We start from the raw sequence: 15,869 nt of genomic DNA on the forward strand, positions 1-15,869 counted from the left end.
AGGCGCGCGGGCCGAACGGTCCCTCATTCCAGGCGGCCGGTCTCCTGCGCCAGCGCGCGCAGCGCCTCGGTCTGTCCCTCGGGCAGCTGACTCCAGTCAAAGCGCCAGGTCCAGTTGCGTTCGTCCACCGTACCGGGAATGTTCGTGCGCGCCTCCGAACCCAGTTGCAGGGCATCCTGCATCGGTAGAATCGCGAGCTGTGCCGGAGAACGGCAGGCCGCACGAATCAGCGGCCAGGGCATCTCCTCGGCCCCGCCCTCGTCCAGCGTTGCGATCACGTGCTGCTGCAGGGACGGCTCCAGGGAACGGAACCAGCCCAGCGTGGTGTCGTTGTCGTGGGTGCCGGTATACACCGCGCTCAGTTCGTCATGATTCGCCGGCAGGTACGGGTTGTCCGGCCCACCCTCGAAGGCGAACTGCAGGATGCGCATGCCCGGCAGATCGAAGCGCAGGCGCAGGGCGGTCACCTCCGGCGTGATCACGCCGAGGTCCTCGGCCAGCAACGGCAGCACGCCGAGACGGGTCTGAAGCTGTTCGAAGAAGGCCGCGCCCGGCCCCGGCACCCAGTGCCCCTGCGTGGCATCCGGCTCGCTCGCCGGCACGGCCCAGCTGGCCTCGAAGCCGCGGAAGTGGTCAATGCGCACGGCGTCTACCGTCTCCAGGGTCCAGCGCATCCGCTCCACCCACCAGTCGTAGCCGCGTTCGGCAAGGCGGTCCCAGCGGTAGTGCGGGTTGCCCCAGCGCTGCCCGGTCTCGGAGAAGTAGTCCGGTGGCACGCCGGCCACGGTCAGCGGGTGCCCCGTGTCGTCGAGATCGAATAGATCGCGGTGGGCCCAGACCTCGGCCGAGTCGTGCGCCACGAAGATCGGCATGTCGCCCAGGATCAGGATGTTCCGCGCGCGGGCATGCTCGCGCACGTCCTGCCATTGATCGAACAGCACAAACTGGGCGAAGCGTACCGCCTCCAGCTCCCGGGCCGCATCGACCTCCACAGCCGCCAGGGCATCCGGATCACGGTCACGCAAGGCGGCCGGCCATTCCCACCAGGGACGGCCGCCTTCACGGGCGCGGATCACCACGAAACGGGCAAAGTCCTCCAGCCACACCGGGCCCTGGGAATCCCGAAAGGCCTGGTAGGCCTGCGCCCAGCCATCGCCGGCCTGCTCCAGCCGCTCCCGCGCTTGTTCCAGCAGTGTGTCGACGGGCAGCGTCGGGTCCGCAAGGCCCGCGCGCGCCGCCAGGCGCTGCGGGTCGATCAGGCGCACATCGCCAGCGAAGGCGGAGATACTGGCATACGGCGAACCGTCCTCCTGCGGCGGGTGCAACGGCAGGATCTGCCACAGGCTGAAGCCAGCATCCCGCGCCCAGTCGAGGAAACGAAAGGCCTCGTCCCCCAGCGTCCCGACCGGACCCAGGCCCGGCAATGACACGGGGTGCAGGAGGACCCCCGCGCGGCGGCGCTGCATCAGGGGGTTGCAGTGTTCTTCGCCCGCCTCCATCCGCTACGGCCCCTCGTACATGGTTACCGGGCACATGGTTACTTGGCACACAGTTACTGGCCCTTGCGCATGGTACCGCCCGCCGCGGGATCACCGCCCCCGACCGAGAGGACCTCGCCCAGCGAGTCGGGCACATCGAGATCCGCCAGCTGGTACAGGCGGGCTAGATGCCGACGATAGAGCTGTTCGAAGTCGCTGACGGAACCCGCGGGGTTGTATTCCCCGAACCACCAGCACCAGTCGGAGCCCTCGCATACCGCGAGCTGCTTGCGCAGCTCCGGCGTATCCAGTGCCGGATGCCGCGCGATGGCCTGGTCCACGGCGGTCCAGGCCTCGATCAGGCGGTCCCAGCCAAGGTTCTTGTCCGGGTCGCCAATCCAGGTGGAAAAGGTACCGTAGACCCAGGAGCCCGCCACCATGCCCGTGAGTTCGCCGCGATCCGTCCGCGGACCCGTGCGCTGGCAGACGTCCGAGAAGGTGCACAGGTTCAGCCGCGGATTCTCCGCTACCCGCTCGTACAACGCCCGCAGGAAGTAGAAGCCGTTCTCCGGGTAGTACTCCCAGGCGTTCTCGCCATCCAGGATGACCGCCACCACGCCCCCGTCGGGCGAGACGGCGGCAATGTTCTCAAGGTGATGCACGAAGTCCCCGACCGCGTCGTCGGCGTGCCAGTCGGCGTAGCGAAACCCGATCGCATCGGAAAGCCCGTCGTCGCGGAAGAACAGCTCCGTCCGGGCCCCCTTCAGGCAATACGGACGATGCAGCCAGCCCTCCTGCTCCGCCGAACCGGTATGCGACTCGGCGGTCTCCCCGGCCGCCGCCAGGCTGTTGCCGAGTACGGTCTGGCCACTGGCGGTCCAGCAGATGTCGTAGTCATCCAGCAGGCGCACGGTCGCCTCGCTGAGACTGCCCTCCGAAGGCCAGCAGCCGCGTGGCCGGAAGCCGAAGTACTGCTCGAACACCGCCAGGCCGCGTTCGATATGCCAGCGCACCCGGGCCTCGCCGTCCGGGTACGCCGGCGCCTGCGGCAATTCGACGTCCGGCATCGCCTCGCGCGCCGACTGCAGGTCCAGCAGCAGCGGCATGATCGGGTGGGCATACGGGGTGAACGAGAGCTCCACACGCCCCTGCTCGGCCAGCTCGCGGTAGCGCGGCAGGATCGCCTTGACCTCGTCGCGGATCAGCTTCAGCAGGCGGCCCCGCACGTCGCGGTTGAAGCCCTGATCCGCCTTCAGCCAGCCCTGCACCTCGGGATAGGCGCGGCGCACGGTCTCCCCCAGCCAGGCCAGGTGATAGCAGGTCGCCAGATCCTGGAAGAAGCGGTTGTCCAGATGCGCCAGCAGCACGGCGTCTTCCAGCGCCTGGCGGGCCAGGGTCGCCAGGCGCTCGAACAGCGGGAACGGCTCGATCATGCGCGGGGCATGCGCGCGCAGGCAGACGCGCAGGATCTCGCGCCGCTGCACCGGATCCACCGGGACGATATCCAGCTGGAGCAGGTCCAGCACCGGGTCGCCGAAGCTCGAGCGATTGCCGATCCCGGCCTCCAGCCGCTCGCCGTAGTCCGCGATCTGCTCCAGCAGGATCGGCGCGAAATTCACCACCGCGCGCGCCTGGGGACAGGCCTCCAGGTGCGCGGCCATGTCGGTGTAGTCCTTCAGCGCGTGCAGGTAGGTCCATGGCAGGACATATTCACCGGCCCCGGAGTCGTAGTACTGCGGCTGGTGCATATGCCAGCACAGCACCACGTCGAGCTGCGGCGGCTGGGTGGCGAGCGCGGTGGTACTGCCGGATTCAGCGGACATGGTGGGTCGCCTGTCCGAGCATCTCCGGCGTCACCACGCGCACCCCGCCCGGGGAGACGAAGTAGTCGCGGGCGTCGGCCTCGTCGTCCACCCCGATCTCGGTCCCGTCCGGGACCTTGCAGCCCTTGTCGATCACCGCATTGCGGATCACACAGTTCTCGCCGACGGTCACGCTGGGCAGGATCACCGAGTCCTCCACGCTGGCACAGGCGTTGACCTGCACATTGGAAAACAGCAGGGAGTGGCGCACGGTGCTCCCGGAGATGATGCAGCCCCCGGAGACCATCGAGTCGATCGCCATGCCGCGGCGGTCCTCGTCGTCGAACACGAACTTGGCCGGCGGCAACTGCTCCTGATAGGTCCAGATCGGCCATTCCGAGTCGTACAGGTTCAGCTCCGGCGTCACCCCGATCAGCTCCAGATTCGCCTGCCAGTAGGAGTCGATGGTCCCCACATCGCGCCAGTAGCCCTGGCGCACGCCCTGCTCGTCACGGAACGGATAGGCCATCACCTGGTTTCGCTCGATGATGCCGGGGATGATGTCCTTGCCGAAATCGTGGCTGGAGAAGGTGTCGTCCGCATCCTTGATCAGCTGGTCGAACAGGAACTCGGTGTTGATCACGTAGATCCCCATGGAGGCCAGCGAGTGGGTCTTGCTGCCGGGGATCAGCGCCGGGTCCTCCGGCTTTTCCGCAAACGAGGTAATGCGGCTGGACGCATCCACCCCCATCACGCCGAAGGCCTTCGCCCGCTCCTGCTCCACCTCCAGGCAGCCCACGGTCATGTCTGCGCCGCTCTCCACATGGAAGGCGATCATCTGGCCGTAGTCCATCTTGTAGATGTGGTCCCCGGCCAGGATCAGCACATAGCGCGGATTGTGCTGCCGGATGATGTCGATGTTCTGGTAGACCGCGTCGGCCGTCCCCGCGTACCAGGAGGTCTCGATGCGCTGCTGCGCCGGCAGCAGCTCGATGAACTCGCCGAATTCCCCGCGCAGGAAGCTCCAGCCCCGCTGCATGTGCTGGATCAGCGAGTGTGCCTTGTACTGCGTCACCACGGCGACCTGACGGATACCCGAGTTGATGCAGTTGGACAGGGGGAAGTCGATGATGCGGAACTTGCCGCCGAAGGGCACGGCCGGCTTGGCGCGCCACAGCGTCAGTTGTTTCAGTCGCGAGCCGCGTCCGCCGGCCAGGATCAGGGCCAGGGTCTCCCGGGTCGGGCGGCTGACGTAACGTTGCGGTTGTGGACTCATGCACCCATCCTTGTCGAGGCAAACACGTCCGCATGTACCCGCTCGCTGGGTCCTCGCTCCCACCCGCGGACAAGGCTCGGTGTGTGCCCTGACCCGCCTCGTGGAACCGCGGTATCCGACAAGCGCGCGTACATCCGTTCGTGTTCTCCAGGGAAACACTGATTAATGTACTCACTCGCGCTCGAGTCGCTTTTGCGTGCGAACAAGGCGCGGTGACTGCCGTGCAGCATTCTGCACAAGGGAACCGCAACGCTGTGCGCGCGCAAAAGCGGCCGAGCCCCTGCTCTCAATAGGTTGTGGGGTTGGCACCCCAGGTTCCCCGATCCTGCGTTGCGCCGCTTGCGGGTAGAACCACTACCCGCTGCACGACGCGCCTTGCCTCGAAAAACCTGGGGTGCCAACGCGAGTGCGTACATTAATCAGTGTTTCCCTAGTATGTTGTACTCACGTGTTCTGCCGACCCGGCCTGAACCGCACTATTCCACGACCCAAACGCGAGCTTGATCCGAGTATGGCAACAGCCCCCGACAAATGCACCCGTTCCGTCGCCGATCCGTTAGCGCGCCTGGCCGAGGCCCGGCTCCATGATCCGCACAGCGTCCTGGGGCGCCATGCGCTGGATCAACAAACCACCTGTTATCGGGCCTGGCTACCGCATGCAACGGAGGCCTCCATCACACTTTGCGACGGGCGCCACATACCCATGGACGCCGCCTCGGGATTCCCCGGGCTGTTCCTGTGGCGTGGGCCGGTGGACGCCCTCCCCGCGCACCCGCAGCTGGACTGGATGCCCGAGGGTGGCACATCCACGTTGCAGGCAATTGACCCCTGGAGCTTTGCCCCGGACATCCCCGAATTCGATCGCCACCTGTTCGCCGAGGGCCGCCACTGGCATGCCCATCGCATGCTGGGCGCCCATCCGATGGCCCGCGACGGCATCCACGGCGTGCGCTTCGCCGTGTGGGCGCCCAACGCCGAACGCGTGTCGGTGGTGGGCGACTTCAACCGCTGGGACGGGCGCTGCCATCCAATGACCGTCCACGCGGGCAGCGGCATCTGGGAGCTGTTCATACCGGGGATGACCGCGGAAACGCTGTACAAGTTCGAGATCCGCAATCGCGAGCACGGCAGCCTGCACCTGAAGACCGACCCGTACGCCCGCGCCTACCAGGTTCGCCCCGAGACCGCCGCCCGCATCCAGGAGGCCAGCACCTATGCCTGGAATGACGAGCACTGGATGCGCAACCGCGATCCGGAGGCCTGGAAGCATCGGCCAATGAGCATCTACGAGGTGCATCTGGGCTCCTGGCAGCGCAGTCCCGAGGGCCACTGGCCCAGCTACCGCGAGCTGGCCGAGCGCCTGGTGCCCTACGCCCGCGACATGGGCTTTACCCATCTCGAATTGCTGCCGGTCACCGAGCACCCGTTCGACGGATCCTGGGGCTACCAGAGCACCGGCTTCTTCGCCCCCACCTCGCGCTTTGGTCAGCCGGACGACTTTCGCCATTTCGTCGACCAGGCCCACCAGGCCGGTCTTGGCGTGATCCTCGACTGGGTCCCCGGCCACTTCCCGCGCGACGAGTTCGCGCTGGCCCGGTTCGATGGCACCGCGCTGTACGAACACGCCGACCCGCGCATCGGCGAGCACCGCGGCTGGGGCACCCTGATCTTCAACTACTCGCGCCCCGAGGTCCGCAACTTCCTGCTCTCCAGCGCCCTGTGCTGGGTCGAGGACTTCCACCTCGACGGCCTGCGCGTGGATGCCGTCGCCTCCATGCTCTATCGCGACTACGACCGCGAAGGCGAGGACTGGCTGCCCAACATCCACGGCGGCAACGAAAACCTGGAGGCCATCGACTTCCTGCGCCACCTGAACGAGACGGTCCAGACCAGTCATCCGGGCGTCGCCATGATCGCCGAGGAATCTACCGCCTGGCCGGGGGTCAGCCGCCCGCCTTCCATGGGCGGGCTGGGCTTCACCATGAAGTGGAACATGGGGTGGATGCACGACACCCTGACCTACTTCGGGATGGACCCGATCTACCGCATGCACCACCACGGCCAGCTCACGTTCGGCCAGCTCTACGCCTATAGCGAGAACTTCGTCCTCCCGTTCTCGCACGACGAGGTGGTACACGGGAAGCGCAGCCTGCGCGGACGCATGCCGGGCAACGAGTGGGAACAGCACGCCAACCTGCGCCTGCTCTACAGCTGGCAGTGGCTCTACCCCGGCAAGAAACTCCTGTTCATGGGCCAGGAATTCGGCCAGGGCCCGGAATGGTCGGAGGATCGCGAACTGGACTGGTACGTACTGCAGTACCCGCTGCACCAGGGCCTGCAGAACCTGGTGCGGGATCTGAACCGCGCCTACCGCGCCGACCCCGCCCTGCACGCCCGGGAATTCGAACCGGACGGCTTCGACTGGCTGGACTGCGACGATGCCGCGCACTCCACCCTGAGCTTCGTGCGCCGCGACCACCAGGGCCGCCAGCTCGTGGTGGTGCTGAACCTGACGCCGGTGGAGCGCCCGGCCTACCCCGTACCCGCGCCCCACGCCGGGCGCTGGCGGGTCACCCTGAACAGTGACGCCGAGGTCTACGGTGGGGGCTCGCGCGGCCCGGCGGAGGCCTATGCCGAGCCGGTGGAACGCCACGGGCACCCCGCGACACTCTACCTGCATCTGCCGCCACTGGCGGCCCTGTTACTGGAGCCAGCCGGCGACTGACGTCGGGGCGCCTCGGGCCGAAGCCGCTAAGACCGGCTCCTGTTTGCAGGCCCGTGCGGGCCCGGAACTCGCGGCCCCAATGCCGGCCATGGGCTCGGGATCGGGATCGGGCTCATTCCAGGCGATAAAGCCCGCCATCCGAATGGTCGGTCAGCACGTAGATGTGCCCCTCCGGTCCCTCGCGGACATCGCGAATGCGCCCGATCTTGCCGTGCAGCAGCTCTTCCATGTGCACGACTTCGTCGTCCTCGATCACGATGCGCAGGATCCGTTCGGCACGCAGGCCACCCGCCAGCAGATTGCCCTGCCAGGACTCGAAGCGATCCGCGGTCACCATCGCCAGCCCGGACGGCGCCAGCGTCGGCAGGAACTCGTAGACCGGGTCGATCATGTCGGCGTCGTGACGCGCCTCGCCAAAGGGTTCCTCGGACCGGTAGTCACGCCCCCGCGACACCACCGGCCAGCCGTAGTTGCCCCCGGCTTCCATGCGATTCAGTTCATCCCCGCCCCGGGGCCCATGGTCCGTCAGCCAGATCGTGCCGTCCGCCGGATCCACCACCAGACCCTGCGAATTGCGCAGGCCATAGGCAAAGATGTGTGGCTGGGCATCATCGCGGTCGACAAACGGGTTGTCCGCCGGGGCCTCGCCATCCTCGGTCAGGCGCAGCAGGGACCCGGTATGTGCAGAAAGGTCCTGGGACGGGTCTTCCTGCCGACGATCGCCGATCGTCATCAACAGGGTGCCATCGGCCTGCCAGGCCAGCCGCGAACCGAAGTGGCCCGGATTGCTGCCGCCCCGGTCCTGACGGAACAGCTCCTCCACCTCGTGCAGGGCCCCGTCCTCCAGACGCCCGCGCCCCAGCGCGGTGTAGGACTGGTCGGAATCCCCGGTGACATAGGTGAAATACACCCGGTGGTTCGCCGCGAAGTCCGGGTGCAGCACGACATCCAGCAAGCCGCCCTGGCCGCGCGCCACGACCTCCGGCACACCCTCGACCGAGCTCACCTCGCCATCGCGCACCTGTTTCAGCGCACCCGTCCGTTCGGTCACCAGATAGCCGCCGTCCGGCAGGAAGGCTACCGACCAGGGATGCTCCAGACCACCGGCTACCCGCACGAGATCGAATTGTTCGTACTCGCTCGAGATGCCTTCCTCGACCACTTCGCCGGCCAGGGCCGAGCCCACCAGCGCCAGCCCCGCGACCAGCGCACCGGTGCGGATGGCGTAGCCTCGTGTCATTGCCTCTCGCATGCCGTACCTCCCGTTATCTGCCATTGCAGAAATGGGACACGACGACCGGGGGATTGTTCACGCGACGGCGTGGTGTGCCGAATCAGGCCTCCGGGCGCAGGTGCGGGAACAGCAGCACGTCACGGATCGACGGGCTGTTCGTCAGCAGCATCACCAGGCGGTCGATGCCGATGCCCTCGCCCGCCGTGGGCGGCAGGCCATACTCCAGGGCGCGGATGTAGTCAGCGTCGTAGTGCATCGCCTCGTCGTCGCCGGCGTCCTTCTCCGCGACCTGGGCCTGGAAGCGTTCGGCCTGGTCCTCGGGGTCGTTGAGCTCGGAGAAGCCGTTGGCGATCTCGCGCCCGCCGACGAACAGCTCGAAACGGTCGGTCACGAACGGGTCGTCGTCCTTACGCCGCGCCAGCGGCGAGACCTCGGTCGGATAGGCGGTGATGAAGGTCGGGTGGCGCAGCTTGTTCTCGGCGGTGTACTCGAAGATCTCGGTCCACAGCTTGCCGAGCCCAAAGCTCGCCTTGATCGGGATTCCCAAGCGCTCGCAGTGGGCGCGCACCTTGTCGATGTCCGCCAGGTCGTCACTGCTGATCTCCGGGTTGTGCTCGAGGATCGCCTCGCGAACCGTCATGCGGGTGAACGGCTGGCCGAAGTCGTAGGTCTCGCCCTGGTACTCGATGGTGGTCGTGCCCAGCACGTCCTCGCACAGCCCGCGCAGCAACGTCTCGGTGCGGTCCATCAGCGCATGGTAATCCACGAACGCCTCGTAGAACTCGAGCATGGTGAACTCGGGGTTGTGCCGGGTGGACAGCCCCTCGTTGCGGAAATTGCGGTTGATCTCGAAGACCTTCTCGAAGCCGCCGACGACCAGGCGCTTCAGATACAGCTCCGGCGCGATGCGCAGGTACAGCGGCATGTCCAGCGCATTGTGGTGGGTGGCGAACGGCCGCGCGGTCGCGCCGCCCGGGATCACCTGCATCATCGGGGTTTCCACCTCGATGAAGTCCTCGCGCTCGAAGTACTCGCGGATGTAGCGCACGATTCGGGTGCGGGTGCGGAACAGCTCGCGGCTGTCCGGGCTGGTGATCAGATCCACGTAGCGCTGGCGGTAGCGCTGTTCCTGGTCGGTCAGGCCGTGGAACTTCTCCGGCAGCGGGCGCAGGCTCTTGGTCAGCAGACGCAGCTCGTCCAGCTGGACGGTCAGCTCGCCGGTCTTCGTCTTGAACAGCGTGCCCTGCCCGCCGACGATGTCGCCCAGGTCCCAGTGCTTGAAGGCCGCGTAGACGCCCTCCGGCAGGCTGTCGCGCTGGGCGAACAGCTGGATGTCCCCGGACTGGTCGCGCAGGCGGACGAAGCTCGCCTTGCCCATCACGCGCTTGCCGATCATGCGCCCGGCCACGGTCACGCGGATCCCCTGCCCCTCCAGCGCCTCGCCTTCGGTGTCGTCATGCGCGGCGTGCAGATCGGCCGCCAGGGCATCGCGGCGGAAGTCGTTGGGGAAGGCCGGGCCGGCCTCGCGCAGCTCGTTCAGCTTGGCGCGACGCTGGGCGATCAGCTTGTTCTCGTCGGTAATCTCGGTCATCGGGAATCCCGGTAAAAGATAGCGTTACAGCCCGCTCTTCAGGCTGGCTTCAATGAACTGATCCAGGTCGCCGTCGAGCACGGCCTGGGTGTTGCCGACCTCCACGCCGGTGCGCAGGTCCTTGATCCGCGACTGGTCGAGCACGTAGGAGCGGATCTGGCTGCCCCAGCCGATGTCGGACTTGGTGTCCTCCACCGCCTGCTTCTCGGCATTGCGCTCCTGCAGCTCGCGTTCGTACAGCTTGGCGCGCAGCTGGTTCATCGCCATCTCGCGGTTCTTGTGCTGCGAGCGCCCGGCCTGACAGGCGGTGACCACACCGGTCGGGACGTGCGTGATGCGGACCGCGGAATCGGTCGTGTTCACGTGCTGCCCGCCAGCGCCCGAGGACCGATAGGTATCCACCCGCAGATCGGCCGGGTTGATCTCGATCTCGAAGTTCTCGTCGATCTCCGGGGAGGCGAACACGGAGGCGAACGAGGTATGCCGGCGGTTGCCGGAATCGAACGGCGACTTGCGCACCAGACGGTGCACACCGGTCTCGGTGCGCAGCCAGCCGAAGGCGTACTCGCCCTGGATGTGCACGGTGGCACTCTTGATCCCGGCCGTCTCGCCTTCGGAGAGCTCGGTGACCTCGGCCTTGAAGCCCTTGTGCTCGGCCCAGCGCAGGTACATACGCAGCAGCATATTCGCCCAGTCCTGGGCCTCGGTGCCGCCGGAGCCGGCCTGTATGTCGAGGTAGGCGTTGGCCTCGTCCATGTCGCCCGAGAACATGCGGCGGAATTCGAGCCCCTCGACGCGCGCGGTCAGGGCGTCGACATCGGTCTCGACCGACGCCGCCGTCTCCTCGTCGTCATCCGCCTCGGCCATCTCCAGCAGGTCCCGGCTCTCGTCCAGCTGAGTGCCGATCTCGCGGATGTTGATGACCACACCCTCGAGCTGGGCCCGCTCCTTGTTCAGGGCCTGGGCCTGCTCCGGGTCGTTCCAGATATCGGGGTTTTGCTCCAGCTCCCGCTGGACTTCTTCCAGCCGGTCTTCCTTGGCCGGGTAGTCAAAGATACCCCCTAAGGGCGTCCAGGCGGCCCTTCAGGTCATCGATACGGGAGTACAGCGCGTTCAGTTCCATGGCAGTTTCCGTCGGGTGCCGTGGCGCGCACGGCACGTTCCATCAGGTGGCGAGAAAAGCCGCGCAGTATAACACCGGCACGCGGCTTCAGGGCCGCCTTGGGCGGCGCCAGAAGGCCAGCGCCTGGCGGCGGTCGAGCCGCAGTACGGGGTGGGTGGACTGCGGGTCCACGAACTCCAGCGCACGCAGTTCCCCGCGGAACACGCCGCGCACCCCTGGCGCGACCACGTCATCGGCGACCGATTCCAGCAGCTCCAGGCGTCGTTCGGGGGACGGCGGCCCCCCCAGCGCGTCGACCACGACCACCGTGTCGTCGGATTCCGCCGGCGTGCAGGCCGGATCCGGGCACCAGTCGATACCGGCGCCCCGTGCCAGCCAGCGGCCGATCGCCCCGCCGCCACAGACGCGCCTCACGTCGCTGGCTCCGCCGGCAAAGCCCGGCGTCCATAGCCACAGCCCATGCACCGCACCCCGTCCCTCACGCTCGCGTTCCAGGTTGACGGGGTGCTGGAACCACGCCATCTGCAAGCCGGTCGCCAGGACCTGGAGACGCCGCGCGACATCGCCCTGCAGCGAGGGGGCCACCATGGATCGACCGAGCCCGACAGACGGCGGCGGGCCGGAGGCCTCGCCCTCGGCGTCCAGCTGCAGCTCCCACAGGCCGTCTTCGCCCAGGCCCAGGGTGGCGCCGGCCGCCTCCAGTTCCGGCTGCGCGGCCGCCCACAACGCCTCGCGCTCGGCGTCCGCCACGGGCTCCACCGCCGAGGCCACCAGGTCCTTCATCCCGGGCGTCAGCTGGACCGGCTGGGCCAGCCAGGTCCGTGCGCCCTCGCCCTGCGGCCGATAACCCAGCCGTTCGGCGAGCGCCGCCTCCCAGCCCGGCGCCGCCCCGGAATCGCCGGTCGCCCGCGCGCGCCCCAGCCAGCGAGCCAGACGCCGCACCGGGCGTGATGGCTCACCCGCGGTGGCCCCCGGTGCCGCCCACAGGCCGGGGAGCAGGTACGTCACCCGCCGGTCGGTCCGGCCTCCCGTCATGAAGACCCCCCGCAACACGCCGGGTCGAGGAAAAAGCTGGGCACCAATGCAAGCCTGTACATGGATCAGTGTTTCCTGGGGGACTGTCGGATCTGGATAGTCGCCGCGAGCGTGGCGCAAGCGCGGGCCCGTTGATGCCCGCTGTCTCGAGGCGCAGATCGCGCGTCGGCTAACCAGAGCCGGCGTGAAAAATGGCGCCATTCTACGACGCGCACAGCAGATCCGTCCCCAATCGGACCGACCCCGGGTCCTCGAGCAGTGATCAAGCGGGCATCCTGCCACACCGCCCCGTGCCGAACGCGCAATCCTTCAACTGGTCTATACCAATAGACACAAGCCCGGAAAGTGCCCGCGATGACCGGACCCTTCTACAACCCAGGCCCTTCCGTCGCCAGCGCCCTTCGTGGCGCCGCGCGCGGGCTCCTTGCGGGCGCCGCCCTGCTGGCGCTCGCGCTGCCAGTGGCCGCCGAGGACTATCCGGCCGACTCCAGCATCGACTGGCAAAGCTGGGACAGCGGGCTGTTCGACGAGTCCGAGGCGCGCGAACGCCCGATCTTCTTCTATTTCCACGGCCAGTGGTGCACCTGGTGCCGCGACTTCCAGGACGAATCCCTGGAGAACCCGTCGGTGGTGGATGTCATCGACGAGCACTACATCCCCGTCCTCGTCGACCTGGACGAACGCGCCGACCTGTTCCGCCGTTATGGCGGGCGCGGCCTGCCCTTCGTGGTCATCGTGAATCACGAAGACGAGATGCTGACCCGCTTCACCGGCCACGTGAATGCCCGTGACCTCGAGAGCATCCTCCAGGCGCAGCGCGACATGTTCTCGGTCACCGGCCGCGAGATCACACCGGACGACGCGGCGATCGACGGCCTCGAGGCCTTCATGGAGATGCTCGACGAGGTCTATGACGAGCGCGCCGACCGCCTGAGCGGCAGCGCCACATTCGGCACGCTCAGCAAGCGCCCGCAACCCTGGACCTACCGCTACCTGCTGGCCAGTGACGACTGGGAGGAACGCATGCCCGGCCTACTGGACCAGATCGCGGAGGATCTCTACGACGAGGTCGAGGGCGGCTTCTTCTTCTTCCACGATCCCGACCAGCGCGACCCGGTCCTGGCCCTGGAGACCTCCAAGCGCCTGGATCAGAACGCCGCGTTCCTGTGGCTGTTCTCCGAGGCCTACGAGCGCATCGGCGACGAACACTACGCGGAGATCGCGCGCGGCATTCGCGACTATCTGCGCGACCACCTGTGGGACGCGCGTCAGCTGCGCTTCGGCAACAGCCAGTACGCCGACCGCGACTACTATCAGCTGGACCCGGAGACCCGCACGCAGACCGATCCACCCCGGGTCGACCGCAACACCTATGCCGACACCTCGGGCCAGGCCATTGCCGCGCTCGCCAACCTGGCGCGCGTACTGGAAGACCGCGAGACGCTCGACTGGGCCCGCGAGGCGCTGGAGGCGCTCGACCGCTATCTGCTCACCCGCAGCGGCTACCTGCACGGCATCACCGCCGGCGGACGACCGGCGATGGAGGGCTACCTGCCCTCGCAGATCTGGCCGGAGATCGCCCGCCAGGAACTGGCGCGCGCCGTGGAGGCACTGGATGGCGAACGTCCGGACCTGCCCGACCCGGTCGCCGCGCTGGATCGACTGGAGCCCTTCTTCGACGCGGAGCTGGGCACGCATGCCGAGCGGATCGGGACGGACCTGGAGCCCTGGTCGGAGACCCGCACCCAGGCCGCGCTCGCCTGGTGGCTGTATCGCCTGCCCGACGACGCGATCGAGGCGTCCCATATTGACCGCGACACCGTGCGTGACCGCCTGCGCATCGAGCCCGGCGCGGATCCCGACGACGTCGCCCTGGGCTTCGACGCCCTGCGCCGAGGCTTCTGAGGCCAGACCGGATCAGCCCTGCTGACGAAAGCCCGCAACCTCGTTCTGTAGCTGCTGCGCCAGCCCTTCGAGGGCCTCTACCGCCTGCTGCATCTCGTTGGCCCCGTCGGCGTTGCGCACCGCGATGTCATTGATGTGGTGGATGTTGCGGTTGATCTCCTCCGCCACCTGGCTTTGCTCCTCGGTCGCGCTGGCCACCTGGCGGGTCATGTCGTCGATGGTGGTCACCGAGTCGTGGATGTACTCCAGGGTCTCGCCCGCCTCGCCGGCCTTCTCCACCGAGGTCTCGGCGTGCTGCTGGCTCACCTCCATCGCCTGTACCGCGCGGGTCGCTCCGCCCTGCAGGCGCTGGATGATCTCGCGGATCTCCCCGGTCGAGTCGTTGGTTCGCTGAGCCAGATGACGCACCTCGTCGGCCACCACCGCGAAGCCGCGTCCCGCCTCGCCGGCGCGGGCGGCCTCGATCGCCGCATTGAGCGCCAGCAGGTTGGTCTTCTCGGCGATCTCCTCGATCACCTGCAGGATGGTGCCGATGTTGTCGCTGTCACCCTTCAGCTCACTGATCACGTGGCTCGCCTGGCGGATCTCGCCGGCCAGGGTGTTGATCGCGCCCTGCGTGGCCTGCACCACGGTGCGTCCGCCTTCCGCCGCCCGGGTCGCCTGACCGGCACTCTCGGCCGTGCTCTGGGTGTTGTTGGCCACTTCCTGCACAGTGGCGGACATCTGATTCATCGCGGTGACCACCTGCTCCACGTCGCCGCGCTGCTCGTGGGTCGCCCGGGTCAGTTCGTTGCTGCGACCCTCCAGTTGTCGCGCGGAGGCGGCGATGCCGTCGGCCGCATCCGCGACCTGCCGGATCAGCCCGGAGAGCCGGCCCATCACCGTGTTGAAGGCTGCACCGGTGCGGCCGATCTCGTCGTCCGTAGTCACCTCCACGCGGTGCCCGAGATCCGCGCGCCCCTCGCCGATCGCCTCCAGCCCCTCGGCCAGGCGCTCCAGGGGCCGCGTCAGCACATTGGCATAGAACCAGCCAATCCCCAGCGCCACCACAAACGCGACCACCCACAGCGCCCACAGCAACCACCACAGCTGCGTCACCAGGGCCTCATCCACCCCCGCGGCAAGATCGCCCTTCATGGTGTGGAACGTCACCCCGCCCATGATCGAAAGCGGCACCGTACTCACCACGATCACCAGGATCACCAGCTTCAGTCGCAGCCCACCCAGATTCCCAATCTTCATCGACACCCTCCTTTGGCTTCGTTAACGACCACCCGCCCCCGGCCTTGAGCCCGGCAAAGTATCGCCCTGCCCAATCCCCGCCGCGCTGATCCAGCTCAACTCCAACGCCTCGCCGCAACTCGAAAACCGTATTCACCACGAAGCACACGAAGGCACGAAGAAGGGCAAGGGCAAAAGCATTCCTGATTAGCAACGAGAGTCAGCTAGTCGCAGGAGCCGCTCGGGCACGGGCCGGCAGTGCGCGGCGGCGACCAGCAGTCGCGCCGGCAACGTCGCCAGATCAAAGCGTCGGTTGAAGCGGTAGGCGAATGCCGCGAGGTAACGGGCCGCGTACTTGGCGAACGCAAATGCATGGTAGCTCCCGCTCAGGCTGGTCTTGAGGTTGCCGAGCACGGTGTTGATCCATTGGAATTCGGGAAGATCCTGGGGTTTGCGCCCGGCCACGACCGTCGGCTGGT

11 protein-coding genes are annotated in these 15,869 nt (G+C 67.5%); 2 read left to right on the forward strand and 9 right to left on the reverse strand.

Going from position 1 to position 15,869, the window contains the following annotated elements:
- Positions 1-23: 23 nt before the first annotated feature.
- The 3 genes from malQ to glgC are packed head-to-tail and all read right to left on the reverse strand — an operon-like array spanning position 24 to position 4,556.
- Entirely contained in the window at positions 24-1,499 is a 1,476-nt protein-coding gene (gene malQ / locus D106_RS0113815) for a 4-alpha-glucanotransferase (protein ID WP_018880391.1), read from the reverse strand.
- A gap of 53 nt (positions 1,500-1,552) precedes the next feature.
- A complete protein-coding gene (locus tag D106_RS0113820) occupies positions 1,553-3,301 on the reverse strand; it encodes a glycoside hydrolase family 57 protein (RefSeq protein WP_018877530.1) in 1,749 nt (582 codons plus the stop codon).
- Positions 3,291-4,556, reverse strand: a complete 1,266-nt coding sequence (gene glgC / locus D106_RS0113825; RefSeq protein WP_018880392.1) for a glucose-1-phosphate adenylyltransferase — start codon at positions 4,554-4,556, stop codon at positions 3,291-3,293. Before glgC ends, D106_RS0113820 begins: the two co-directional genes overlap by 11 nt.
- A gap of 511 nt (positions 4,557-5,067) precedes the next feature.
- On the opposite strand from glgC, the gene glgB reads away from it, so the two are divergent.
- Positions 5,068-7,281, forward strand: coding sequence for a 1,4-alpha-glucan branching protein GlgB (gene glgB, locus D106_RS0113830; protein WP_081620096.1), 2,214 nt, complete (start codon positions 5,068-5,070; stop codon positions 7,279-7,281).
- Positions 7,282-7,393: 112 nt separating this feature from the next.
- Here the strand turns inward: glgB and D106_RS0113835 are convergent, their stop codons facing one another.
- The 4 genes from D106_RS0113835 to D106_RS0113850 form a co-directional block, all read right to left on the reverse strand.
- Complete coding sequence (locus D106_RS0113835) at positions 7,394-8,521, reverse strand: PQQ-dependent sugar dehydrogenase (RefSeq protein ID WP_017942141.1); 1,128 nt, start codon at positions 8,519-8,521, stop codon at positions 7,394-7,396.
- A gap of 94 nt (positions 8,522-8,615) precedes the next feature.
- Complete coding sequence (lysS, locus tag D106_RS0113840; protein ID WP_018880394.1) at positions 8,616-10,106, reverse strand: lysine--tRNA ligase; 1,491 nt, start codon at positions 10,104-10,106, stop codon at positions 8,616-8,618.
- A 24-nt stretch (positions 10,107-10,130) separates the two neighbouring features.
- Positions 10,131-11,229, reverse strand: a protein-coding gene (gene prfB, locus D106_RS0113845; protein WP_155985258.1) for a peptide chain release factor 2 whose coding sequence is annotated in 2 segments (ribosomal slippage) — positions 10,131-11,156 and positions 11,158-11,229 — 1,098 coding nt in all. Because the reading frame shifts where the segments join, the coding sequence is not laid out codon by codon here.
- A gap of 87 nt (positions 11,230-11,316) precedes the next feature.
- Positions 11,317-12,237, reverse strand: a complete 921-nt coding sequence (locus D106_RS0113850; RefSeq protein WP_018880395.1) for a hypothetical protein — start codon at positions 12,235-12,237, stop codon at positions 11,317-11,319.
- A gap of 381 nt (positions 12,238-12,618) precedes the next feature.
- Here D106_RS0113850 and D106_RS0113855 point away from each other — a divergent pair, with 381 nt between their 5' ends.
- Entirely contained in the window at positions 12,619-14,169 is a 1,551-nt protein-coding gene (locus D106_RS0113855) for a DUF255 domain-containing protein (protein ID WP_018880396.1), read from the forward strand.
- Positions 14,170-14,181: 12 nt separating this feature from the next.
- On the opposite strand, the gene D106_RS0113860 is transcribed toward D106_RS0113855, so the two are convergent.
- Together D106_RS0113860 and D106_RS14375 are read right to left on the reverse strand one after the other, a co-directional pair.
- The gene (locus D106_RS0113860; RefSeq protein WP_018880397.1) at positions 14,182-15,411 is read right to left on the reverse strand and encodes a methyl-accepting chemotaxis protein; all 1,230 of its coding nucleotides are present in this window, start codon (positions 15,409-15,411) and stop codon (positions 14,182-14,184) included.
- 186 nt (positions 15,412-15,597) lie between these two features.
- Positions 15,598-15,869: transposase (locus D106_RS14375; RefSeq protein ID WP_018879168.1), on the reverse strand; the 272-nt coding region annotated here is incomplete at its 5' end.

The sequence above is a fragment of the Thioalkalivibrio sp. ALE9 genome (genome assembly GCF_000377445.1).
Taxonomy (GTDB): Bacteria; Pseudomonadota; Gammaproteobacteria; order Ectothiorhodospirales; family Ectothiorhodospiraceae; genus Thioalkalivibrio.